The 23,534-nt window shown below is 36.2% G+C and carries 23 protein-coding genes; 10 read left to right on the forward strand and 13 right to left on the reverse strand.

Features of this window, described 5'->3' with window-relative positions; all coding sequences use genetic code 11:
- Positions 1 to 2 precede the first annotated feature (2 nt).
- Entirely contained in the window at positions 3 to 428 is a 426-nt protein-coding gene (locus BD809_RS15820; protein ID WP_246131418.1) for a 2TM domain-containing protein, read from the reverse strand.
- Between the two features lie 64 nt (positions 429 to 492).
- Between BD809_RS15820 and BD809_RS03390 the strand changes: the two genes are divergently transcribed.
- Positions 493 to 1,575 (forward strand): aminotransferase class V-fold PLP-dependent enzyme, encoded by a 1,083-nt coding sequence (locus tag BD809_RS03390; protein WP_148781548.1) that lies wholly within the window; start codon positions 493 to 495, stop codon positions 1,573 to 1,575.
- A 7-nt stretch (positions 1,576 to 1,582) separates the two neighbouring features.
- Here BD809_RS03390 and BD809_RS03395 read toward each other — a convergent pair whose 3' ends face one another.
- The 9 genes from BD809_RS03395 to BD809_RS03435 all read right to left on the reverse strand — a co-directional run bounded on the left by BD809_RS03395 (position 1,583) and on the right by BD809_RS03435 (position 9,747).
- On the reverse strand, positions 1,583 to 1,864 hold the full coding sequence (locus BD809_RS03395; RefSeq protein ID WP_148781549.1) for a DUF427 domain-containing protein: 282 nt from the start codon (positions 1,862 to 1,864) through the stop codon (positions 1,583 to 1,585).
- Between the two features lie 4 nt (positions 1,865 to 1,868).
- Positions 1,869 to 2,840: an L-histidine N(alpha)-methyltransferase gene (gene egtD / locus BD809_RS03400; protein ID WP_148781550.1), complete on the reverse strand. Its 972-nt coding sequence runs from the start codon at positions 2,838 to 2,840 to the stop codon at positions 1,869 to 1,871.
- Positions 2,841 to 2,856: 16 nt separating this feature from the next.
- Complete coding sequence (gene egtB, locus BD809_RS03405; protein WP_148781551.1) at positions 2,857 to 4,023, reverse strand: ergothioneine biosynthesis protein EgtB; 1,167 nt, start codon at positions 4,021 to 4,023, stop codon at positions 2,857 to 2,859.
- Between the two features lie 100 nt (positions 4,024 to 4,123).
- Positions 4,124 to 4,549: an energy transducer TonB gene (locus tag BD809_RS03410; RefSeq protein ID WP_148781552.1), complete on the reverse strand. Its 426-nt coding sequence runs from the start codon at positions 4,547 to 4,549 to the stop codon at positions 4,124 to 4,126.
- Positions 4,550 to 4,571: 22 nt separating this feature from the next.
- A complete protein-coding gene (locus BD809_RS03415) occupies positions 4,572 to 5,396 on the reverse strand; it encodes a thymidylate synthase (protein ID WP_148781553.1) in 825 nt (274 codons plus the stop codon).
- 114 nt (positions 5,397 to 5,510) lie between these two features.
- The gene (locus BD809_RS03420) at positions 5,511 to 7,211 is read right to left on the reverse strand and encodes a NupC/NupG family nucleoside CNT transporter (protein ID WP_148781554.1); all 1,701 of its coding nucleotides are present in this window, start codon (positions 7,209 to 7,211) and stop codon (positions 5,511 to 5,513) included.
- 52 nt (positions 7,212 to 7,263) lie between these two features.
- On the reverse strand, positions 7,264 to 7,884 hold the full coding sequence (locus tag BD809_RS03425) for a bifunctional nuclease family protein (protein ID WP_148781555.1): 621 nt from the start codon (positions 7,882 to 7,884) through the stop codon (positions 7,264 to 7,266).
- A gap of 88 nt (positions 7,885 to 7,972) precedes the next feature.
- Complete coding sequence (locus BD809_RS03430; protein ID WP_148781556.1) at positions 7,973 to 8,941, reverse strand: electron transfer flavoprotein subunit alpha/FixB family protein; 969 nt, start codon at positions 8,939 to 8,941, stop codon at positions 7,973 to 7,975.
- 59 nt (positions 8,942 to 9,000) lie between these two features.
- Positions 9,001 to 9,747: an electron transfer flavoprotein subunit beta/FixA family protein gene (locus tag BD809_RS03435; protein WP_148781557.1), complete on the reverse strand. Its 747-nt coding sequence runs from the start codon at positions 9,745 to 9,747 to the stop codon at positions 9,001 to 9,003.
- A gap of 165 nt (positions 9,748 to 9,912) precedes the next feature.
- On the opposite strand from BD809_RS03435, the gene BD809_RS03440 reads away from it, so the two are divergent.
- From BD809_RS03440 to BD809_RS03460, 5 genes are all read left to right on the forward strand, one after another.
- A complete protein-coding gene (locus BD809_RS03440) occupies positions 9,913 to 10,890 on the forward strand; it encodes a pyruvate dehydrogenase complex E1 component subunit beta (RefSeq protein WP_148781558.1) in 978 nt (325 codons plus the stop codon).
- A 124-nt stretch (positions 10,891 to 11,014) separates the two neighbouring features.
- Positions 11,015 to 13,507: a DUF5686 and carboxypeptidase-like regulatory domain-containing protein gene (locus BD809_RS03445; protein WP_148781559.1), complete on the forward strand. Its 2,493-nt coding sequence runs from the start codon at positions 11,015 to 11,017 to the stop codon at positions 13,505 to 13,507.
- Between the two features lie 177 nt (positions 13,508 to 13,684).
- Positions 13,685 to 14,215, forward strand: a complete 531-nt coding sequence (locus BD809_RS03450; RefSeq protein WP_148781560.1) for an inorganic diphosphatase — start codon at positions 13,685 to 13,687, stop codon at positions 14,213 to 14,215.
- Positions 14,216 to 14,325: 110 nt separating this feature from the next.
- Positions 14,326 to 16,686, forward strand: a complete 2,361-nt coding sequence (locus tag BD809_RS03455) for a sodium-translocating pyrophosphatase (protein ID WP_148781561.1) — start codon at positions 14,326 to 14,328, stop codon at positions 16,684 to 16,686.
- Positions 16,687 to 16,755: 69 nt separating this feature from the next.
- Entirely contained in the window at positions 16,756 to 17,751 is a 996-nt protein-coding gene (locus tag BD809_RS03460; protein ID WP_148781562.1) for an App1 family protein, read from the forward strand.
- Between the two features lie 2 nt (positions 17,752 to 17,753).
- Here BD809_RS03460 and BD809_RS03465 read toward each other — a convergent pair whose 3' ends face one another.
- Positions 17,754 to 18,521, reverse strand: coding sequence for an XRE family transcriptional regulator (locus tag BD809_RS03465; protein WP_148781563.1), 768 nt, complete (start codon positions 18,519 to 18,521; stop codon positions 17,754 to 17,756).
- Positions 18,522 to 18,655: 134 nt separating this feature from the next.
- Between BD809_RS03465 and BD809_RS03470 the strand changes: the two genes are divergently transcribed.
- The 4 genes from BD809_RS03470 to BD809_RS03485 all read left to right on the forward strand — a co-directional run bounded on the left by BD809_RS03470 (position 18,656) and on the right by BD809_RS03485 (position 21,555).
- Positions 18,656 to 19,033 (forward strand): endonuclease domain-containing protein, encoded by a 378-nt coding sequence (locus BD809_RS03470; protein ID WP_148781564.1) that lies wholly within the window; start codon positions 18,656 to 18,658, stop codon positions 19,031 to 19,033.
- Positions 19,023 to 20,282 (forward strand): putative DNA modification/repair radical SAM protein, encoded by a 1,260-nt coding sequence (locus BD809_RS03475; protein WP_148781565.1) that lies wholly within the window; start codon positions 19,023 to 19,025, stop codon positions 20,280 to 20,282. The genes BD809_RS03470 and BD809_RS03475 overlap by 11 nt, the downstream gene beginning before the upstream one ends.
- An 18-nt stretch (positions 20,283 to 20,300) precedes the next feature.
- Positions 20,301 to 21,071 carry a TIGR03915 family putative DNA repair protein gene (locus tag BD809_RS03480; RefSeq protein WP_148781566.1) on the forward strand — a complete coding sequence of 257 codons (771 nt, stop codon included), beginning with the start codon at positions 20,301 to 20,303 and terminating at the stop codon, positions 21,069 to 21,071.
- A 169-nt stretch (positions 21,072 to 21,240) separates the two neighbouring features.
- A complete protein-coding gene (locus BD809_RS03485; RefSeq protein ID WP_211356687.1) occupies positions 21,241 to 21,555 on the forward strand; it encodes a hypothetical protein in 315 nt (104 codons plus the stop codon).
- 65 nt (positions 21,556 to 21,620) lie between these two features.
- Here BD809_RS03485 and BD809_RS03490 read toward each other — a convergent pair whose 3' ends face one another.
- Together BD809_RS03490 and BD809_RS03495 are read right to left on the reverse strand one after the other, a co-directional pair.
- Complete coding sequence (locus tag BD809_RS03490) at positions 21,621 to 22,196, reverse strand: nitroreductase family protein (RefSeq protein WP_148781567.1); 576 nt, start codon at positions 22,194 to 22,196, stop codon at positions 21,621 to 21,623.
- Between the two features lie 185 nt (positions 22,197 to 22,381).
- Complete coding sequence (locus BD809_RS03495) at positions 22,382 to 23,503, reverse strand: pentapeptide repeat-containing protein (protein ID WP_148781568.1); 1,122 nt, start codon at positions 23,501 to 23,503, stop codon at positions 22,382 to 22,384.
- Between the last annotated feature and the right edge of the window lie 31 nt (positions 23,504 to 23,534).

Here is a 23,534-nt window from a genome sequence, read left to right on the forward strand (position 1 = left end):
ATTTATTTTCTTCCATATTGAGAATCTAACGCCTGATCGTCAGAAACATTTGGTATAGATTGATTAAAACCCATTTCACGTTCCATCTTCTCTATTTGAGCCTTTTGTTTCGCTACCAATTTCAACATTTGCCTATCTGTCCATTCCTTTCCCATAAACTTACTAAACAGCACTACCTTACCCGCGTGAATAAGCAAAATAAATACCCAAATCAAAATAACATACACAAACCAGTCAACATCAAACAACCTAATATCTTTTCCAAATCCAAACACTAGATTTAAAACAATAAAAAAAATTGCTCCAGCCAGAAAAAAAATAAAATGGTGAAGCAGCCTCTTTTTCTCTAAAATGCGAATACGAGCGTTCTCGAACAATTCTCGTTGCTCTGCATCAATATGGGGCATTTCTTTCTTTTTTGAAAACATATAATAGTATCTTAGTAATCTATAGTAAAGATACCGGATTTGTAAAAAATCAGCCTTAATACTTATGAAGAATTTAAGAAAAGAGTTTCCTGTGGTGAATCAATATACCTATTTGAACACCGCCTATTCTGGCCCCTTGTCCACTCAACTAATAAATCATCGACGCACTCAAGATCAACTACAATTAGAACGTGCAAGTTTATATCGGATTGAAAATGACTCGATTTTTTCTACGGTCAAAAGGACAATTGGCTCCTGTTTTGGGGCACAAAATTCAACGATTGTATTAACTCAAAATTTTTCCGTAGGAATTAATACTATTTTTAATGGTTTATCTACAAAGAGCAAGGTTCTACTCTTAGAGAATGATTATCCTGCTATGCAAACCGCAGTGGCTAGTAAGGGTTTTGATACGAAGTATGTAAGATGGGACAAAAATATTCGCGAAAATATTAAAAGTGTAATTGATTCGTATACGCCTGATATTTTTGCGTTTAGCATAGTGCATTATATCAGTGGGGCAAAAATGGATCTTGCTTTTATAAAAGATCTAAAAGAAACATATCCCAATATTTTATTCATCGCGGACGCCACGCAGTTTTGTGGCACAAGTGCTTTTGACTTTGAGAATTCTGGCATTGATATTTTGGGCAGTAGTGGATATAAGTGGTTGTTAGGTGGCTACGGCAACGCTTTTTTTGCCTTTCAGAAAGACACCCTTGAAGCAGTAACACCAACACCTTATAAAAAAAACATATCAATCTCATCGGCACCGGACGATTATAAAAGCTTAGAGGCACGTTTTCAACCTGGACATTTAGATACTTTTAATTTTTCCAGTTTAAACTATTCTCTAAAATTTCTACAAGGTATTGGATTTGATCGGATCGAAAAAGAATTAGAAAAACTAAAGCGTAAGCTCTGGTTCGAATTAGCAGATCTTAATTTAATTGACACTACTAATTTTTGCGTACAGGAACACAGCAGTATCCTTAACATATCAGGCGATAAAAAACTTTTTCAAAGTTTAAATAAAGAAAGAATAGTTTGCTCCCAGCGCGGCACCGGTATTCGTTTCAGTCTACATTTCTTTAATTCTGAGGACGATATTGAGCATGTGATAGCTGTGTTGAAAAAAGTACTATAAGCCTACCTTATTCTACTATTTCAACCCCTCGCCAAAATGCTACGTAGTTCTCGATTTGCTTAGCAAGATCACTTGTTTCGGGGTAAAACCATGCCGCATCTAAATTTTTTTCTCCGTCTACCTCTAGTGTATAATAAGATGCTGTTCCTTTCCATGGGCATTTAGTATGTGTATCACTAGGCTTAAAATATTCTGTGTGTATAGATGATGGAGGAAAATAATGATTATTTTCTATTACTTTGGTTTCATTGCTTTCTGCCACTATCTTATTATTCCAAATAGCTTTCATAAGTTTATTTTTTACTGAAAATATAATTTTTGTATAACATTTGTTCGTCAGAAAAAGATTCACTGATTTGCAGACCAGATTCTGACGCTAACCATGCTACTATTTCGTCATCATATTTCTGTGAGATTTCCGTATGAATACTTTCCCAAGCTTTAAAATGCACTTCTAATTCCAGTTCATTAATTGATACTGTTTGTTTTTTAGTACTAACCAAATAACTTTTTGCGGTACCGCTCTCAGGATCGTATGTTTCCCAATGGTTGAAGGCATCCAGATTGAAATTACCGTTTAATTCTTTGTTAATTCTGGTTAATATATTTTTGTTAAAGGCTGCCGTAACACCGGTTTTATCATTATAAGCATCCAAGACCATTTGAGGATTTTTTTTCTGATCAAATCCCATAAACAACAAATCGTCATCATTCATGCAATTGTTAAGTCTTTTTAAAAACTCAATAGCTCGAGGATGTTTCAAATTCCCAATATTTGAACCTAGTACCATGATTATTTTTTTACGTGAACTCAAACTTTGCAATCGATCTAAAACCTCAAAATACTCCCCTATCTGACCCTGAACCTGAAGGTTAGGTAATTCTTCGTGCAGACTATTTACCAACCCCTCAACAGCGTTTTCACTTATATCGATAGGGTGGTACGCAAATTCTTTATTTGATTTAAGTAGTTCTTTGAGCAATACCTTGGTTTTCTTACCATCACCTGCACCTAGTTCAATAAGATCAAAACCATCCGGATTTTTGCTAAAGCTATTAATTATATCCGTGCTGTGTGTAGTTAAAATAGTATGTTCAGCATTGGTCAAATAATACTCTGGCAGCGCCATGATTTTTTGAAATAAAGCATCACCTTTTTTGTCATAAAAAAATTTTGATGATAAATATTTAGGAAACGCTGTTAAGCCTTCGTGTACTTCTTTGGCTAACGAAGACACGATAATATTCTGTTGGTTAGAATTCATTTTTGATGATTTGATCTTATTTATCTTTAACTAATCGGAAGCCATTAAATTGCCACCGTAATGTTGGATGAAAAAAATTACGATATGTCGAACGTGTGTGATGCTTTGATGTAGCTACTGAGCCACCGCGTAGCACCTTTTGATTTACCATAAATTTGCCGTTATATTCACCCAAAGCACCTGGGGCTTTACTGTATCCGGGATAAGGTAAGTAAGCACTCTCCGTCCATTCCCATCGAGAACCCCATTCAAAAAGGTGTTGTGCAGATTCCCATTCGAACTCCGTTGGTAATCTTTGCCCTTTCCATTGAGCAAAAGCAAAGGCTTCATAGTAAGAAATGTGAGATAGAGGAGCATCTAAAACAAGTTCTTTAAGACCTTGCATAGTATACTGTTTATATTCTGAATCAACCTTGAACCAATATAATGGTAAAGCAATATTATTTTGACCTATCCAATCCCATGCCTCAGCATGCCAAAGTAAAGGCTTGTTGTAACCACCCGCATTGATAAATTCTAAATACTCTCTATTAGTAACTAATGAATCAGCAATGTGAAAGGAATGCAAAAATACTTTATGATTATTTTGTTCGTTATCATAACAAAATCCTTCCCCAGAATATCCTATATCATAAATTCCCTCTTCTATCTTTAGATATTTTGTCTTACCATAGGTTACAGGATTCTCATTAAACGTGTCGTTATATTTGGGCAGGAGTGGATTATTCCCCAGAATATACTTGATATCGGTAAGCAATAATTCTTGATGTTGCTTCTCGTGATGGATCCCTATTTCTATCAAATCATACACTTCCGGATTATCCGTTTCTTCCATAAAACTTTGGAGATGACCGGTTACATAATCTCTATATTCGTAAACTTCTTCGACTGTTGGCCTGGACAAATTACCTCTATCGGTTCTCACTACGCGCTCACCAAAGCTTTCATAATAGCTATTGAAAACAAAATCATATTCCGAATGAAAACGTTTATAATTATCGTTAAATTTAGCTAAGATAAACTCTTCAAAAAACCAAGTAGTATGACCCAAATGCCATTTAGGCGGCGATACATCCACTATCGGCTGAACAACATAATCTTCTGTTTGTAAGGGAGCACAAATCTCTTCTGAGTGCGAGCGCGTTTCTAGAAAATCGGCTAATAAATTCTTGGTAATACTCATAAAAAAAGTGCACAAGCTTTTCGACATGCACACTCAAATTTAAGTATTTTTAAAATGGATCGAGTTCAATCCAGCGTTAATCAGTTGTTAAAAGATGCTTCTATTGAGGCTTAAGAAAAGTAATAGGTACTTTATACACAATAGCTATAGGCTTATTCCCCCATTTGGCAGGTTCCATCTTTGGTATTCTACGTATTATACGAATCCCCTCCTGTTGCAAATATCTATGTGCTCCGGTAACCTCTAAAATCTCCACTTTTCCTTTCTTATCAATCATAAACTCAACGTTCACAGTTCCTTCCAGAGCCTCTTTTCTGGCTACTTCAGGGTATTCAAAATTTTTAATAATATGAGTTCGTAATTGATTATTAAAACATTGAATTGGTGTTTGCCTAGAGCGATCACATTTGGGCCACATAGGTGTTATTCCCTTTTCATTTGCATTTTCTTGGGACAACATAATGCCATCTTGTGAAAAAGCATTCGTTGTTAAAAGTAGGGTTAAGATGAGGAAAAGTTCTTTCATAATTCTTCAGTTTTAATTGGGGTCAAACTGCAACCGCTCCTTTAATATGTGGATGCGATTCATAGTCTTTTAATTCAAAGTCATCAAAAACGAAGCCAAAAATATCTTTCACCTTAGGATTGAGCTTTATAGTAGGTAACTTATAAGGTGTTCTAGACAGCTGTAATTGTAGTTGTTCTATGTGATTATCGTATATATGAGCATCTCCAAAAGTATGGATAAATTCACCCACTTGTAAATCGCAAACCTGCGCGATCATCATGGTAAATAAAGCGTACGAAGCGATATTAAAAGGAACCCCTAAAAAAACATCTGCACTGCGCTGGTAAAGCTGGCAAGATAATTTATTGTCAGCAACGTAAAATTGAAAAAAAGCGTGGCATGGAGGTAATGCAGCTTTTCCTTGTGCCACATTCTCGGAAAAGGATTTTGAAGTATCCGGCAAGACACTTGGATTCCATGCGGAAACTAGCATCCTTCTGCTATTTGGATTAGTTTTCAAAGTATGTACCAGCTCTTTAATCTGATCTACCTCATCTCCATTCCAATTTCGCCATTGATGTCCATATATCGGCCCTAAGTTACCATACTCATCTGCCCAGTCATTCCAAATTTTAACTCCGTTATCTTTTAGGTATTCTATATTAGTTTCTCCTTTAAGAAACCATAACAATTCATGGATTATTGACTTTAAATGCAATTTTTTGGTAGTCACCATTGGGAAACCTTCGCTAAGATCGAAACGCATTTGATACCCAAAAACACTTAGTGTTCCTGTTCCGGTTCTATCTCCCTTTTCATTGCCATTTTCAAGTACGTGCTGTACGAGATCAAGATATTGCTTCATACTAAACGGGGCATTCTTTTTTAGTTATTACCTCTATTTCCAAATATACAAAAATATGAATACCAGACCTTATTATTTATAAGCTATAGAAAGAAAATTATTTTACTGTCTTGACTAGCCAATAATCATTCCTGCAATGGTTGCTGACAATAGCGACGCAATCGTACCCCCGAGCAAGGCCTTCATTCCAAATTCGGAAAGCGCTTTTCTTTGACCCGGTGCCAAGGAACCTATTCCTCCAATTTGAATTCCTATAGAAGCAAAATTTGCGAATCCGCATAACATATAGGTAGCCATGATTACCGATTTATTATAAGTAAGATGAAGAGGGTTTAATGGGTTTTTTAAATCTGCAAGCTGGATGTAACCAACAAATTCGCTAGCCGCTAACTTTATCCCTAATAATTGCCCCATTAACATCATATCTTCTTTTGCTATTCCGATCAACCACATCAAAGGTGAAAATATAATTCCCAAAATAGATTCAAGTGAAAAAGCACTATAGGGAGTGTTCTCTGCTAATACAGTGTTTAAACCTGTCCAAACCCCTATTTTATTAAAACCATAATTGATCATTGCAATAAATGCGATAAAAACCAAAAGCATAGCCCCCACATTTGCTGCTAATTTTAAACCTTCAGTCGTCCCATTGGCGATTGCATCCAGAATGTTTGATCCTATTTTCTCAGAAGAAACCTCAACATTTGTATCAATAGCTTCTTGCTGTGGGTACAATAGCTTAGAAATCACAATTGCCCCGGGTGCAGCCATTACAGAAGCAGCCAATAAATGCTTAGCAAACTCTAATCGCAATACAGGATCTTCCCCTCCTAAAAATCCGATATAGGCGGCTAATACTCCACCTGCAACAGTTGCCATCCCACCAATCATAACCAATAAAATTTCAGATCGCGTCATGCGTTCCAAATATGCTTTGATCATAAGAGGGGCTTCTGTTTGCCCAAGAAATATATTACCAGCTACACTCAGACTCTCTGCTCCAGAAATCCCCATCAATTTGGTAAGTACCCATGCCATACCCCTTACTACTATTTGAATTACTCCCAAATAGAACAACACAGATGTTAAGGCTGAGAAAAAAATTATAGTCGGTAAAACTTGAAATAAGAATATAAAGCCAAAACTATCTACATCCATCATACCACCCAATAAAAATTCGCTTCCTGCTCTGGTAAAATCCAGAATAAGGACAAATATCTTACCTACAAATTCGAAGGTATTTTGTACAAATTCAATCTTCAAAACACCAATAGCTAATAATAATTGAGCGACCAGTCCAATCCCAACTGTTTTCCAATTAATAGCTTTACGATTGCTGCTAAAAAGGAAAGCTATGAATAGTAAAACGAACATGCCTAACACGCCTCTCCAAAAACTTGTAAAAGTAAATCCCTGATTTGGCTGTATAATCGATTCTTCAGTTGAGTTTTCAGACAAAAGCATTACCTCCTCAGCTATAAAAGAAAATTTATCTCCCGCTTTAGTTAGCACTAATGTCGAATCACTTAATGTTGTGATCTTATATCGTATGATTGAGTCCTGAGCTTTTTCAGGAAAAAAAAGTAATACCTTGTTTTGTTTTATATAATCACCACTCAACTCTTCGCCGATAGCGCTATAGGTGTATGAAAAAGCACCTTCTTTAAACTCTAAATGATCTACCGTATCAGTCTTAAATAATTTTTCAACTCCTCTTGAAGCATCTTGTAGTAACCATTTTTTTTCTATTGATTGCGCTGTAGCAATTGCACCAATAAGGAATATAAATAGACCCGTGAGTAATCCTTTTTTCATAAAAAGTTTGATCATTTGTAGTAGAATAGATAAAATATCTAAAGTATAACAACTATTCTCGTTTTGAAATTTCATCTCTTATTCTAGCAGCAAGCTCATAATCCTCACTATGCACTGCTTGATCCAGCATTTTGTTCAGCTCCTCAATTGAAAGGTCTTTATAACTAGTTTCTTTAGCCTCAGGTTCAATATCTTCCGCTACTAACTCATCAACTAAAAAATTCTCGACGTCGCTATCCTCATCTTCCTTTTTAGGATTGACTTTTAGATAAATACCTGCTTGGTCTAAAATATTTTTATACGTAAATATAGGCGCTTGAAAGCGTAAAGCCAAAGCAATTGCGTCGCTAGTTCGTGCATCGACAATCTCTTCAATTTCATCACGCTCACAAATTATACTAGAGTAAAATACACCATCAACTAATTTGTGAATAATTACCTGTTTTACCTTTATAGTGAAGCGGTCAGCAAAATTTTTGAAAAGATCGTGCGTTAATGGTCGAGGTGGTTTAATTTCTTTTTCTAAAGCAATAGCTATTGATTGTGCCTCAAAGGCTCCAATAACTATTGGTAACTTTCGCTCCCCATCTACTTCGCTTAAAATCAGCGCATAAGCGCCATTTTGCGTTTGACTATATGATATTCCCTTTATGTTCAGACGAACTAAACTCATAATGTGTTTTAATAGAAAAAGGCTGTTTGAACAATTGGACTTACACAAAGGTTCAAACAGCCCTCAATCGGGGCACAATTTATGAAAATTATGCGTTATTCGCCTTAAATTCCTTTAATTTTTCAATTAACTGAGGTACGACCTCAAAGGCATCTCCGACAATCCCGTAATCTGCTGCTTTAAAAAACGGAGCTTCAGGATCATTGTTTATCACTACTTTAACTTTACTCGCGTTGATTCCCGCCAAGTGTTGAATTGCTCCTGAGACACCTACTGCGATATATAAGTTAGAAGCTACCGGCTTACCTGTTTGACCTACGTGTTCGCTGTGAGGCCTCCATCCCATATCACTCACAGGTTTTGAACATGCTGTTGCCGCTCCTAATACCTGTGCTAAATCTTCAATCATCCCCCAGTTCTCCGGACCTTTCAATCCTCTTCCTCCAGAAACAACAATCTCGGCATCAGCTATAGATACTTTATCAGTAGCTTTATCTACCGATGTAACCTCTACAGTAAAATCGTTGTCTGATAAGGCAGGATCAAAACTTTCCACCTTTACATCCACCTTGTCCTCATGAAGACCGAAAGCATTATTAGACAATCCGATAACCTTTTTATCTGTGTTAATTTCAGTTATATTAAAAGCTTTGTTTGTAAATGCCGTGCGCTTTACTGTGAATGGAGAAGCGCTTTCTGGTAAGGCAACAACATTAGAAGCATACCCCGCATCCAAATGGACAGCTAATAAAGGAGCGATAAATTTACTATCTGCACTTGAACTGATTACAATAACTTTAGCACCCTCCTTTTCGGCTGCTTGTTTTAGAACATCTGTATATGCCTTGGCGTTAAACGTTCCTAATTTATCATTCTGAACATGTAACACTTTATCCACACCATACACGCCCAATTCTTCATTCTGATCGGCACCAATGCTCACCGCGGTAACGGTGGTTCCAAGCATTTTTGCGATAGCTCTAGCGTAAGAAGCTACTTCAAAGGCTGCCTTCTTAAAATTGCCGCCTTCATTTTCTGTATAAACTAATACTGACATATTATATATTTTTAAAAAACCCTCTTTCAGAAAGATTTATTTTTTCAACAATTACTTATTTATATAACTTTTGCTTCGTTGTGTAGCAAATCAACTAGCTCTCCGATATTATCCGGAGCTATTAGAGTAACCTCTCCCTTAGGTGCCGGCTTCTCAAACTTAACAGCTTTGGTCTCATTCTGCACATCTGCAGGCTCCTTTACCGTAAGTGGCTTCTTTCTAGCCATCATAATCCCTCTCATGTTAGGAATACGCAAATCACTTTCTTCAACCAAACCTTTTTGCCCGCCTATAACCAAAGGCAATTTAGCTTTTGATGTTTCTTTACCCCCATCAATTTCACGTATTGCAGTAGCTGTATCTCCTTCAATTTCAAGACCTATACAGGTATTTATAAAGTTAGCTCCTGTAAGTGCTGCTATCATCCCAGGCACCATTCCTCCATTATAATCAATGGATTCTCTCCCGGCAATAACTAAGTCATAACCGCCTTCCTCGACTACTTTTGCAATTTGTTTTGCTACATAAAAACCATCCGTCGCTTCGGTATTTACACGAATTGCATTATCTGCACCAATAGCCAGTGCTTTTCTCAACGTTGGCTCTGTCTCAACTCCTCCTACATTTACCACATCAACTGAGGCACCTTGTTTCTCTTTGAACCACATTGCACGTGTTAAACCAAACTCGTCATTAGGGTTTATCACAAATTGAACTCCATTCGTATCGAATTTTGTATCTCCTTCAGTAAAATTAATTTTTGAAGTAGTATCCGGCACATGGCTAATACAAACTAATATTTTCATTTTATAACTGGTGTTTTTTTGAGTAATAATTAATTAAGACGAAGGTACAAATAAAATGTCAAATTTACTATGCGTGCATAATAAATTTTTTAGCATTCAACCTTTCTCAAAGGGTATTAATTGCTATTTTTGCCTTTCGAACAGGACAAAAATAATTCTTTATAAATGAAAACGATACAATTCAGAGAAGCAATTTGCGAAGCAATGAGCGAAGAGATGCGCCGAGACGAATCTATTTATCTAATGGGTGAAGAGGTTGCAGAATATAACGGAGCTTATAAAGCGAGTAAAGGAATGCTGGATGAATTTGGTGCTGAACGTGTAATTGACACTCCAATTTCGGAGCTTGGTTTCTCTGGCATCGGCGTAGGTAGTGCTATGAATGGGAATCGGCCTATCATAGAGTTTATGACGTTCAACTTTTCTTTAGTAGGTATTGACCAAATTATCAATAACGCTGCAAAAATGCGTCAGATGAGTGGAGGTCAATTTAATATTCCAATCGTTTTTAGAGGCCCCACAGCATCAGCAGGGCAATTAGGAGCTACGCATTCACAAGCTTTTGAGAATTGGTTTGCCAATACTCCCGGGCTTAAAGTTGTGATTCCATCAAATCCAAAAGACGCAAAGGGATTACTAAAATCGGCTATTCGTGATAATGATCCTGTTATTTTCATGGAAAGTGAACAAATGTACGGTGATAAAGGAGAGGTTCCTGAAGGAGAATTTACTATCCCCTTAGGCGTTGCGGAAATAAAAAGAGAAGGTTCTGATGTTACAATCGTATCTTTTGGTAAGATAATTAAGGAAGCTTACAAAGCTGCAGAAGAATTAGAGAAAGATAATATCTCCTGCGAAATCATTGACTTGAGAACAGTAAGACCCTTGGATCTGGATGCAATCTATAAATCTGTAAAAAAAACGAACAGATTGATAATTTTGGAAGAAGCATGGCCACTTGCCAATATCGCTTCAGAAATTACGTATCAAGTTCAATCAAACATATTTGACTACTTGGATGCTCCTGTAATTAAAATTAATACAGCAGACACTCCAACACCCTATTCTCCGGTTTTATTTGAGCAGTGGCTTCCTAATAAAGAGGATGTAAAAATTGCGGTAAAAAAAGTAATGTATAAATAAAACTAACGACTACCCCCAAGTTTGCCTTAGTTATTCCTACCCAAATTCTTAACAGAAGCTTCGTAGATCTGAAAAAGGTGATTTGTAATTAAAGTATAATTTTATCCTTTTTTAAATATAACAGATGAAATATTGGATCTTAGGGGTTTTTGTGATATTTGTAAGCACATATTCTCTTGCGCAAACCAAAGTAAGTGGTCATGTACGTGACACCAACCAACAACCCATTCCTTTTGCTAACGTAGTTTTTGAAAATTCAACAATCGGAACCATCACAAATGAAAACGGTAAGTTTTATATTGAATCAGATGATACGTATGATGCAATAAAAGTGTCGTTTATAGGCTTCCAAACTCAAACCATTACATTAGATCGCAAAACTAATTATGAAATAGAGATTCTCTTAGAAGAAGAGACGAATTCCCTTGACGAGGTAGTTATATACAAGGGCAAGACTTCAAAAAAGAACAATCCGGCAATTGATATTCTTAGAAAGATATGGGAGAACAGACGAGATAATGGAGTTAAAAAATTTAAGCAATATTCGTATGACAAATACGAGAAGTTAGAATTTGATTTAAACACCATTGACAGCGCCCTTATCAATAGCCGTGTTTTCAACGGAATGGAATTCATATTTGATGATATCGATACGTCAAGAATTTCAGGTAAAACATATTTACCCATCTTTCTTAATGAAGCAATCTCCAAAGTTTATGGAGACAACATTCTCAACGAGACTAAGGAAGTTTTAACTGGTAATAAAAACGCAGGATTTAGCAACAATCAAACACTTATTGCATTTGTAAAAGACCTTTATTCTGATTACAACATCTACGATAATTATTTAAAGTTTTTTGACAAGAGTTTTACCAGTCCGCTATCAAGAACAGGTATTGGCGTCTATAATTATGTGCTTTCTGATAGTGCTTATGTAGATAATAAATGGTGTTATAATATTGTATATTATCCGAGGCGTAAAAACGAACTCACTTTTAAAGGAGATTTCTGGGTTAACGACACCACTTGGGCTGTAAAACAAATCAGTCTTGAGGTGACTAAAAGTGCCAATATCAACTGGGTAAAGGATCTTTATATCGAACAAGAATTTGATGTACTTAATGATTCCACCTTTTTAATAACTAAAGATTACTTTCAGTCAGATTTTGCTTTTAGCAAAAAAGAAAAATCACGAGGTGTATACGGAAAGAGAACAACACTATATGACAACTATAAATTTGACATACCGAAGGATAAAAAATTCTATCAAAGTCAAATTGATCCTTATAACGAGGATGTTTACAACCGAGATGATCAATTTTGGTCGGATGCTCGTATGGAAGCTCTCAACAAAGATGAAACAAAGGTCTACACGCTGCTTGACACTTTACGCACGGTAAAAGCATTTAAGCGTCTTTATAATATAGGTACAATTTTGGCTTCAGGATATGTCGAATTGAATGGATTTGATTTCGGACCTTTATTCTCCTCGTTTGGCTACAATACTATTGAAGGCTTTCGTCTGAGGGCTGGAGGTAGAACTTATTTTACAGCTAATGACCAGTGGAGGATCGAAGGGTATGGTGCCTATGGATTTAAAGATGAAAAATTCAAATATGGAATTTCGGGAAAATATTTATTAGACAGGAAATCGCGACTTATCGTCTCTGCAGGTAATCGTAGAGATGTAGAACAACTTGGCGCCAGTCTCACCAATACAAATGATGTTGAAGGTCGCAGTTTAGCATCCTCATCCGTTATAGCCACAGGTGACAATAATCGCCTAACATCAATTAATCTGACCGCACTTTCTCTGGAAATTGAACCTCGTAAAAATCTAACAATTGGTATCACAGGATCTTTTAGGAAATTGAAACCTGCCGATAGAGATTTATTTAGTTTAGATTTTTATGACCCTGAAACTAATGAACTAAAATCCGAGATTAAGCAAACCGAAATCTCTACCAAGATTACCTATTCCCCGGGACGTAAAACTACCGGCTATGGTGTGGATAGAATTATCGTGAATGACGGAGACTACGCTCAGCTCTTTTTAAATTACAGTGCAGGGCTTAAAGGTATTGCTGAAAGTGATTTTGAATATGAAAAACTACAGTTTTTTTATAGACAACCATGGAATGTTGGTGGGTTTGGGAAGTTAAATAGCTCCTTAGAAGTGGGTAAAACCTTTGGTAATGTACCATTAGGTTTATTAAGTGTGGTTCCGGGAAATCAGACATATCTCTCGATCTATAATACTTTTCCATTACTTAATTTTTATGAATTTGTAACAGATACGTATACATCCCTTCATTTAGAACATAACTTCAACGGCCGAATTTTTTCAAGAATTCCGCTATTAAGAGAACTCAATCTTAGAGAGCTTGTAGGCGTTAGAGGTGTTTGGGGAGAATTATCCGATGAGAACAGATTACTTAGTGAACCCTCTGAGCTACTCCTAATTGCTCCTGACGAGGAAATTTACTGGGAATATAGTGTTGGTGTTGGAAACATTTTTAAAATTTTCAGAATTGATTTTCATTTTAGGGGTAATTACTTTGATAACCCTGATGCTCGTAGTTTTGGTGTTACTGGATCCTTTGGCTTTTATTTCTAAAAAAAAACAATAATTAACTGGTTTCAAATTAGTTAACCTTGCACTCAAACACCTCATAGGTCTGAATATTGCTTATCGTACTTTAAAAAATTAATAATTTTGGATAAAATTTAAGTTTAACCTTTATCCAACCCCCTGTAATTGTTATATTTGCCGCCCATTAAAAGTAGAATAAATATGAGCGCAGCAACACGCGAGAGTTTTGACGTTTTGATCGAAATTCCAAAAGGAAGTAGAAATAAATACGAATACGATTTTGATATAAAGAAAATACGATACGATCGTATGATATTTTCTTCTATGATGTACCCGGCAGATTATGGTTTCATTCCTGAAACTTTAGCCCTAGACGGAGATCCTTTGGATGTTTTGGTATTAGTTACAGAACCTACTTTTCCAGGTTGTGTGATGGAAGTTAAACCAATCGGAGTATTTCACATGGCAGATGAAAAAGGTCCGGATGAAAAAATCATTTGTGTTCCTATCTCTGATCCGATAGCAAATAGCATTTCTGATCTTAGTGAACTAAACCCTCATTTAATCAAAGAAATTGAACATTTTTTCCAGGTTTACAAAGATCTTGAAAAGAAAAAAGTTGATGTTGGGGATTGGGGTAATCAAAGTGCCGCCAAAGATATTATCAAAGCTTGTGTAAAACGCTTTGAAGATTTGGCAGACAAACCTAAAGGACTTTTTAGCATCAGCTAAAAACAGTATATAATTATCCTAAAAGCGCAATATTTTACATAAAATATTGCGCTTTTTGTATTTAAATGAATTTTACTACATTTAAACTTCATTAACTAAATACAAACTATATGCAATCAAACATGATCCTAATCCCCATAGCCTTAGCTATACTGGGATTGCTCTTTATGCTCATAAAAATGTCCTGGGTAAAAAAACAATCTCCGGGAAGCGAAAAAATGCAGCAAATCTCTAAAAGTATCAAAGAGGGCGCCCTAGCATTTCTCTCTGCAGAATATAAATTACTTCTGATTTTTGTACTTATCGCTTCCATCGCACTTTTTGGGATTTCAATGTTTGTTGAAACTACCAGCTGGATGATCGTCCCTGCGTTTGTAATAGGAGCTATTTTTTCAGCGCTTGCAGGTAACATTGGTATGCGAATCGCTACCGAAGCAAATGCAAGAACTGCAGAAGCTGCAAAAACAAGTTTACCGCAAGCTTTGAAAGTTTCTTTCGGTGGCGGAACGGTAATGGGTTTAGGCGTAGCCGGTTTGGCTGTTTTAGGTCTAAGCCTGTTCTTTCTTTTCTTCACCAACCATTTCATGTCATCAACCGGTGATTTCTATGGAAACATGACTATTGTTCTGGAAGCACTGGCAGGTTTCTCTCTTGGTGCAGAATCCATTGCGCTATTTGCACGTGTTGGTGGGGGCATCTATACTAAAGCAGCAGATGTTGGCGCTGATTTGGTTGGAAAAGTAGAAGCCGGAATTCCTGAAGATGATCCTAGGAACCCGGCAACTATAGCTGACAACGTGGGTGACAATGTGGGAGATGTTGCCGGTATGGGCGCAGATTTATTTGGTTCCTATGTCGCTACAGTTTTAGCCGCAATGGTATTAGGTAATTATGTTATTCGCGATATGTCTGCCACCACTCAGTTTACAGATGACTTTAATAATATGGGACCTATTTTGCTTCCTATCGTTATAGCCGGAGTGGGTATCTTAGCATCCATTATTGGAACATTTCTAGTTTCTATTAAGAATAATGATGCTAAAGAAGCTCAGGTACAACGTGCACTAGATATAGGAAATTGGGGAGCTATATTAATAACCGTTATCGCCAGTTACTTTTTGATTCAGTACATGCTTCCGGAGACGATGCAGATGAACTTTTTTGGCGAAGGATCAAAAACAATTCCATCCATGAATGTTTTCTACTCCTGTATTATCGGACTAGCGGTAGGGGCGTTAATTTCTATGGTAACGGCTCATTACACCAGTTTAGGTAAAAAGCCGGTTTTAGACATCGTTAAAAACAGTTCTACAGGTGCTGCTACCAATATTATTGCAGGATTAGCCGTTGGTATGAAATCGACGTTTTTATCTGTTTTGTTATTCGCTGCTGCAATTTATGGATCTTACGAACTTGCCGGATTTTACGGGGTAGCTTTAGCTGCTTCGGCCATGATGGCAACGACAGCCATGCAACTAGCAATCGATGCCTTTGGTCCTATCGCGGATAATGCTGGCGGAGTTGCAGAAATGAGCAATTTGGAAGATCATGTAAGGGAACGAACAGATATTTTAGATTCTGTAGGGAATACCACCGCGGCCGTTGGTAAAGGGTTTGCAATTGCTTCGGCAGCCTTAACTGCTTTAGCTCTATTTGCGGCATATGTGACATTTACCGGAATTGATGGTATTAATATTTTTAAAGCTGATGTCTTGGCGGCATTATTTGTCGGAGGAATGATTCCTGTAGTATTCTCGGCTCTGGCAATGAAATCTGTAGGAAAAGCTGCCATGGAAATGGTTCAGGAGGTCCGCAGACAGTTTAGAGAAATTCCAGGGATTCTCGAAGGAACGGGTACTCCGGAATATGCAAAATGTGTAGATATTTCCACAAAAGCAGCCTTAAAAGAAATGATATTACCAGGATTAATAACCATTATCAGCCCTATTCTTATAGGGGCATTCTTTGGTGCAGAACCGCTAGGAGGTTATATGGCTGGCGTATGCGTATCTGGTGTGATGTGGGCTATTTTTCAAAATAATGCTGGTGGTGCTTGGGATAATGCCAAAAAATCATTTGAAGCTGGCGTGGAGATTGATGGAAAAATGACATTTAAGGGATCTGAAGCTCACAAAGCTGCTGTTACAGGTGACACCGTAGGAGATCCTTTTAAAGACACTTCTGGTCCATCAATGAATATCCTAATTAAATTGACATGTTTAATAGGATTGGTGATTGCGCCGATACTAGGTGGTCATCATTCGGATGCTGAGTTATCTCCCAATCAGGTAATTGAATCAATCGAAGCTCTTAATGTTGCCAATTTTGAAGTGGAGATCAGCGTGATAGAAGATAAAGCTACCGCTACGGTTCTTTATGTAAAAGATGGAAAAAGTTTTAAAGAGACCTATGCAGGTTCAGAAACCTCGGTTAGGGCGGATATTGAAAAACTTAAAAACTCCTTAAAATAAATCAAAAATTGATTGATAACCTCGTCTCTCGACGAGGTTTTTTTATCTTTAGCCCTACAAGATATTTCCATGTTTAGAAGAAAACCTTTACGCATCAATTCTTATTTAAGTTACGGTACACCTTCTCATTTTAGAGCATTAGGAAGAGCTTTAGAGTTTCGAAATGTTGAATTCATCAATGATTTAAATCAGTGGCGTACACTAATTAATATTTATAAGCAATTTGAAAGTGACGAAATTCGTAATACTGAACTCCTTCTAAAACTATCTAATGGTTTAAAATTCTCTACAAAGACGGATAAAGAAGGATATTATGTTTTTGATCGTGATATTGAAAAATTACATGAACTGGCAGATAATCAAGGTTGGGTCAAGTATGTGGCATCCTTTGATGATGATTCCTCACCAATCATAAAGAATAATATTTTTGAAGGTGAAATGATTATACCATCGTCAAAAGCCAACTATGGAATTATAAGTGACATCGATGACACCATTTTACATACAGGAGTTGCATCCTTTATGAAGTGGCGACTCATTAGAAACACATTTTTTAGAAATTTTGATAAGCGTATGCCGCTGGAAGGGACTTCACAGTTCTACAAAAAACTTCAATTGGGTACACTTAAAGAACCATTGAATCCATTTTTTTATATTAGTAACAGCCCTTGGAATTTATATGATTATCTAACAGCCTTCTTAAAACGACATTATTTTCCTAAAGGACCAATATTGCTGCGGGATTTTAGAAATCCATTTGAAAGAAAACCTAAAGTCAAACTTCCGCACAAAGAACGAGAGATTATAAATTTGCTCCGGATATACCCTGATTTAAAATTTGTTTTGATTGGTGACAGCGGAGAAAAAGATGCAGACATTTACACCAAAATTGCTAAGCAATTTCCTGATAGAATTCTAGCAATTTATGTACGAAGTGTAAATCATGCAAAGCGCTTTCAACGTATTCAAAGTATTGTAGACAATTTTAAGACTACGCCAATGCTTCAAGTAAAAACCTCTGAAGAAGCCGAGGAACATGCTCGCAATATAGGACTGATCCTATAAATTTAATTTTTTAGACTTCGAACCTCAGATGTAAGTGTCTTCATTGCTTCTTGCAGTTGCTTCAAGCTAGCACTATCGGTCTGTGAATCTACATTAAAACTCAACTTGCTATTCACTTCCCATAACTCCATGATCTGATGAGATTGTATTGGGTAAGGTAAATATTCAGGATTCAAGGAGACCAAGGTAAGCGTACTTGCATCAGGGCTTTTACGAATCTTTTTTACCAACACACTATCCTCTAAAACAATGACATACATGTTATTATCCGTCACTTCAGATAAATTGGAAATGGCTTTTCCTATGACCCACTCTTTAGGCTCTAAAACGGGCAGCATACTATCCCCTTCAACCTGAAAACCTCGGTATGTAGCATTGCGATATTCAGACAAGGGTATGTTAAACGCCGGCAATTGTTGATACCACTCCACATCCTGCACATTTTGTGGATACCCCGCGGCAGCCTTCACATTCACCAATACAATATTCTCATTATCCTCTGCATCAACAGTCACCACTTTTGGTGCTACATCCACAGCAGATAATTTGATATTTTTTTGTTCACTCTCACCAAACAACCATAAAGGATTTAAACTAAATTCACGTAATAAATTAGCCACCACTCTACCAGAAATTTTCGTTTTTCCACGTTCTATATCTGCCGTAGAATTTTTAATTCCCAGCACCTTGGCGAATTCAGACTGCGTATAATGTTTCTCCTCGCGTATCTGTTTGAAACGCTTAATGGTTTGGTTGGTTGAATGTTCCATAATAAAATATATGTTTTTGGAAATGCTCGTAACAAATATATCAATTTTTGGAATATTTCCAATTTTAACAGTTATAAATTTTTATTTTAATGGAATATTTCCATAAATTTGGAATCTTTACAAAATAGAACAAAATGAACGTAGTATCAACTCATATTCCCGTCAAAGAGCAAGTAGTAAAATATTCCTTGAATAATACAATGGGTGCTCTTGATCAACTAGCCCTTGCATTTACTCAAAAAGGGTTTTCATTTAAAAGAAATTATAAAATAGGCAATTATACTTTTGACTTTTACCATCCGTCGTTGCGTCTGGCTATCGAAATTGATGGGTACGCTCATGAATTCCCAGAAATTGTGAATCAAGATCGTCCTAAAAAACTTCTAATTCCTTCTTTAAATCTTCATGTGCTGCGTTTTACTGATCACCAAATCTTGGTAGATAGTGAAGAAATTTTTAGAGCTATAAAAACGCATAACCCATTGGATAAGGAAATTAATTATGTCGTTTGATCGTATTGAAGAAAAGTTGTCTATCCTGGCGGACGCAGCAAAATATGACGTTTCCTGTTCCAGTAGTGGTGCAAAACGTACAAACGCTACCAAAGGATTAGGAAATGCTACGAATAGTGGAATATGCCATAGCTACACAGAGGATGGTCGCTGTGTATCTTTGTTAAAAATTCTGCTTACTAATCACTGTATTTTTGATTGTGCATATTGCGTAACAAGAAAAAGTAATGATATTAAACGAGCAGCTTTTAAAATTCAGGAAGTTGTAGATCTCACGATTAATTTTTACCGTCGCAACTATATTGAAGGGCTTTTTCTAAGTTCCGGAATTTTCAAAAGTGCTGATTACACGATGGAACGGTTGGTTCAAGTGGCTAAAAAATTACGCTTGGAGGAAAACTTTAATGGCTACATTCACCTGAAATCAATTCCGGGTGCCAGCGATGAGTTAATGAGAGAGGCCGGGTTATACGCGGATCGCCTAAGTGTTAATATAGAAATACCTACGATATCCGGTTTAAAATTATTAGCTCCTGATAAAGACCATAAGGACTTTATCAAGCCCATGCTGAAAGTAAAAAATGAAATTATTCAATATAATACAGAGAGAAAAATCATAAAAAAAACACCGAGGTATGCCCCTGCCGGTCAAAGTACTCAAATGATTATTGGCGCAACAGGAGAAAGTGATAGGGATATTATGTACTCAGCTTCACATTATTACAAAAATTATAATATGAGACGGGTATATTACTCAGGTTATATTCCTATTAGTACCGATAACAGGCTTCCCTCTATAGGTTCCGAAGTTCCAATTTTGAGAGAAAACAGGTTATATCAAACCGATTGGTTGCTTCGTTTTTACGGTTTTAACGTGTCTGAGCTACTTAATGAAGACCATAAGAATTTAGAGTTAGATATTGATCCCAAATTGAGTTGGGCGCTTCGTAATTTACATTTGTTTCCTATCGATATTAATAAGGCCGACAAACGTCTGATTGCTAGAGTTCCAGGAATTGGTATGCAGTCTGTTAATAAAATAATTCAAGCCAGACGTTTTAGAAATCTGGATTGGTCTCATTTAAAAGCAATTGGTATCGCTTTTAATCGTGCTCAATATTTTATAATCTGTAATTCGCGTGAGTTTAATAGAAAAGAATATACTGCTGATCACTTAAAACAATTAATTCTTCTAAACTCTAAAAGCAAGTATCAAAAACACTTTGACCAACAATTGAGTTTGTTTTAATGTTCATTTACTATTAATATGCTAATAAAATTATTATATGACGGAAGTTTTGAAGGTCTCCTAACATGTATATTTATAATCTTTGAAGAACGATTAAACGATTTCTCTATTGAAAGAAATGGAGAAGCTACTTCTGACCTCTTTGGAAATTCACAGGAGGTTTTTACGGATGCAATAAAAGCTGATCGCGTATGGACCGGTTTTAAAAAAAATAGTACAAAGAATCAGCAGCAACAGATTTTAAAAGTATTTCTTAGTGAGATCAAAGGGATGGAAAATACTTTGGCGACCTACTTTATCCATAGTTTTAAAAGTAAGAAAGGTAAGGGAAATGATTATAGTAATCCAACCATTTTAAAAATTAGTCAAGTAGCCAAAATGGTTCACAGAGAAAAACACCGAATGGAGGCTTTCGTTCGTTTTCAGCATACTATAGACGATGAATATGTGGCGTATGTAGAACCGGATTTCAATGTACTACCCTTGATTTCGGCACACTTCAAAGATCGATACGCAGATCAAAAATGGTTAATTTATGATGTCAAAAGACTGTATGGAATTCATTATGATTTAAGAGAAGTCAAGCTAGTGACCATCGACATGCTTACAAAACCTCAGCCTAAGATTCATACAAATTTATTAAGTTCTAAAGAATTTAAGTATCAAAAATTATGGAATACCTACTTTGAAAAGGTAAATATAGCTTCGAGAAAAAACATAAAGTTACATGTGCAACATATTCCTCTAAGGTACTGGAAATACCTTACTGAAAAGACCATGATTCCTTAATTCAACAGTCATGCTTCTTATATTCATAGATGCTATTGTATTCCTAAATAAAGTAGCTGAAGCTCAATTTTTTAATTAATTTTATTATGTATGCGTAATAAAATTTTAAATAAATAAAATAATACACTAGATTTGGCGTTAAATAACCCATTAACTATATCTATCAATTATGAAAAATTTATTTTTAGGAGCAGTAGCTGTATTATTATTATCAGTTACTTCATGTAAAGAAACTGCAAACAAAGCCGAAGAAGCTGGTGAAGCAATCGAAAACGCAGCTGATGAGGCAACTCAAGCAGCTACTGATGCTGTTCAAGAAGCAGATAAAGCTTTAGAAGAAGCTGGTGATGCTTTAGAAGAAGCAGGTGAAAACGCTAGTGATGCTGCAAAAGAAGCAGTAGAAGAAGCTGACAAAGCTATCGAAGAAGCTGGTGATGCTTTAGAAAAAGCTAAAGAAGACACTAAAGATGCTATGAATCAATAGTCATAGTATTTCAATAGATTACAATGAACCATCCTTGTTACCAAGGATGGTTTTTTTATTATACATCAAAACTGCACCCATTCTGTTTTATTGAGAATACTTCCTCTTTTAGATTCTCCTTTTTCATCCTTTTTATAATACCCCATATAGAAAAAGCCTAAACATCGTTCCCCCTCCTCTAAGGTAAGCAGATCTGACAGGTAATCTTTTAGCGCCGGACTACTCCAATAACAACCTACATCATTCACCTCACAAGTTAACCACATATTCTGCACTGCCATAGCAACTGCTGAGACCTCTTCCCATTCGGGAACTCTTTCCTTTGGGTCGCGCTGCATACATATCGCAACAATTGTATCTGTTGCTTTACATTTATCTACTATTTTTTTATATTTAAAGGGAGAGAATTTATCATCAGGAGTAATATCTAAGTAAGTATTAGCTAAAAATTCTCCTAATCTATCCTTAGCTTCCTCTCTAAAAATTTTAAATCGCCAAGGTTCTGTTTTTTTATGGGTTGGTGCCCAGTTTGCATTTTCCAATATTTGATCAATCAATGCTTTGTCGATTGGCTTCTCAATATATTGGGCGGGAAAAACAGAACGTCTTTCCCTAATAATATCGTTAATATCTCGTGTCATCTTTCTGCATTATTTTAATATAGGCAAACTACAGTTTTGAATTATCTTTTGCACTCTTGAAATTAATCTTATGAAAAATTTAATATATCTTAAGCTTCTTCCAAATCAAAATAGATTGATCGATCATTAATTCGCATCCAAATAAATTCTTAAAAAAATCTACCAGGTAATTGTTAAGCTAAAACTTATTTACGTTGAAGCAAATATTGTTGCTTACCCTGCTTAACCAGTTTATAGGTATCCCTTATGTGCGAAGCACCTCGAACATTTAAGGAGTCCGAAAGTATGCTGAGCCAGTCGCTTCGGTGTACGATTGCATTATCTAAAATTACATCTTCCAAATTGGCATTGATAATATTTGTACCCCATAGCTTTGCTTCAGAAAGATCTGCACCTTTTAAATTGGCCTGTGTAAGATTAGTATTGGTTAAGTCTGCACTTAACAATTCAGCCCTTTCTAGATTTGCACGGCGCATTTTAGCATTTTTAAGGGTTGCATCCGACAAATTTATGCCGCTTAAAATGGCATTATTCAACTCTGCCCGCTCAAGATTTGCTGCCGGCATTTGGGCGTTGCTGAAATCAGAAAAATCCAATCTAGCATACTTTAATCGCGCATCTCGCCCCAGATTGACCAATTTTAAATCTGTGTAGTGAAAATCAGCGGAATTTAGAATATCTTGAGAAGATTCAGCACTCAAATCGCTTTTCAATAAGCTAAACAGCAATTGTCCACGCTCAGGACTAATAGGGTCCTTTATCAGCGCACCATCATCAATATAACGATAGGGCTTCATAGCCATACATAAGCTGACTATACGAGCTTCTAAGGTTTTACTAATATTACGGGCACCGGATCCTTTATACTTTAGCTCTTCATTTAGGTCCCCCAATACATCACCCATCAAAAATACTAAGGATGACCTTCGGTCTGCTTCGATCAAACTGGTTTGATTATTAATGTACTTGTTCTGATTATACAATAACGAGGTCTGAAAAATCAGGATCAAAGAGGGAACTACCGTCATAAAAAATGCAAAGATACCGATACGTGTAAACCGATAAATGATATTTGATGATACATCTGCTACGGTGTCCACAGACAACGATTTAGAATGTTTATATTCAACTATTGCGTTTTGTATACTTTTTTTTAATCGGATTCCTAAAAGTGGAATACTTGATTTTTTAAGTAACCAGAAGCCCATCTTTTTTTTGCGCTTTTTTTCAGCTTCAATTTGATTAAGTCTATTCTGGAGAATCTCTTTTTCATTCTCTAATTGTTTAATATATGTTTCTTGGGACACAGATAGTAATTTTGAAGGTTAAGAATAAGGG

This window comes from Aquimarina intermedia (genome assembly GCF_008124785.1).
Taxonomy (GTDB): Bacteria; Bacteroidota; Bacteroidia; order Flavobacteriales; family Flavobacteriaceae; genus Aquimarina; species Aquimarina intermedia.

Bases quoted from the DNA above. Each gene is read 5' to 3' on its own strand.
- BD809_RS15820 (WP_246131418.1), bottom strand. From the start codon at position 428: ATGTTTTCAAAAAAGAAAGAAATGCCCCATATTGATGCAGAGCAACGA.
- BD809_RS03390 (WP_148781548.1), top strand. From the start codon at position 493: ATGAAGAATTTAAGAAAAGAGTTTCCTGTGGTGAATCAATATACCTAT.
- BD809_RS03395 (WP_148781549.1), bottom strand. From the start codon at position 1,864: ATGAAAGCTATTTGGAATAATAAGATAGTGGCAGAAAGCAATGAAACC.
- egtD (WP_148781550.1), bottom strand. From the start codon at position 2,840: ATGAATTCTAACCAACAGAATATTATCGTGTCTTCGTTAGCCAAAGAA.
- egtB (WP_148781551.1), bottom strand. From the start codon at position 4,023: ATGAGTATTACCAAGAATTTATTAGCCGATTTTCTAGAAACGCGCTCG.
- BD809_RS03410 (WP_148781552.1), bottom strand. From the start codon at position 4,549: ATGAAAGAACTTTTCCTCATCTTAACCCTACTTTTAACAACGAATGCT.
- BD809_RS03415 (WP_148781553.1), bottom strand. From the start codon at position 5,396: ATGAAGCAATATCTTGATCTCGTACAGCACGTACTTGAAAATGGCAAT.
- BD809_RS03420 (WP_148781554.1), bottom strand. From the start codon at position 7,211: ATGAAAAAAGGATTACTCACGGGTCTATTTATATTCCTTATTGGTGCA.
- BD809_RS03425 (WP_148781555.1), bottom strand. From the start codon at position 7,884: ATGAGTTTAGTTCGTCTGAACATAAAGGGAATATCATATAGTCAAACG.
- BD809_RS03430 (WP_148781556.1), bottom strand. From the start codon at position 8,941: ATGTCAGTATTAGTTTATACAGAAAATGAAGGCGGCAATTTTAAGAAG.
- BD809_RS03435 (WP_148781557.1), bottom strand. From the start codon at position 9,747: ATGAAAATATTAGTTTGTATTAGCCATGTGCCGGATACTACTTCAAAA.
- BD809_RS03440 (WP_148781558.1), top strand. From the start codon at position 9,913: ATGAAAACGATACAATTCAGAGAAGCAATTTGCGAAGCAATGAGCGAA.
- BD809_RS03445 (WP_148781559.1), top strand. From the start codon at position 11,015: ATGAAATATTGGATCTTAGGGGTTTTTGTGATATTTGTAAGCACATAT.
- BD809_RS03450 (WP_148781560.1), top strand. From the start codon at position 13,685: ATGAGCGCAGCAACACGCGAGAGTTTTGACGTTTTGATCGAAATTCCA.
- BD809_RS03455 (WP_148781561.1), top strand. From the start codon at position 14,326: ATGCAATCAAACATGATCCTAATCCCCATAGCCTTAGCTATACTGGGA.
- BD809_RS03460 (WP_148781562.1), top strand. From the start codon at position 16,756: ATGTTTAGAAGAAAACCTTTACGCATCAATTCTTATTTAAGTTACGGT.
- BD809_RS03465 (WP_148781563.1), bottom strand. From the start codon at position 18,521: ATGGAACATTCAACCAACCAAACCATTAAGCGTTTCAAACAGATACGC.
- BD809_RS03470 (WP_148781564.1), top strand. From the start codon at position 18,656: ATGAACGTAGTATCAACTCATATTCCCGTCAAAGAGCAAGTAGTAAAA.
- BD809_RS03475 (WP_148781565.1), top strand. From the start codon at position 19,023: ATGTCGTTTGATCGTATTGAAGAAAAGTTGTCTATCCTGGCGGACGCA.
- BD809_RS03480 (WP_148781566.1), top strand. From the start codon at position 20,301: ATGCTAATAAAATTATTATATGACGGAAGTTTTGAAGGTCTCCTAACA.
- BD809_RS03485 (WP_211356687.1), top strand. From the start codon at position 21,241: ATGAAAAATTTATTTTTAGGAGCAGTAGCTGTATTATTATTATCAGTT.
- BD809_RS03490 (WP_148781567.1), bottom strand. From the start codon at position 22,196: ATGACACGAGATATTAACGATATTATTAGGGAAAGACGTTCTGTTTTT.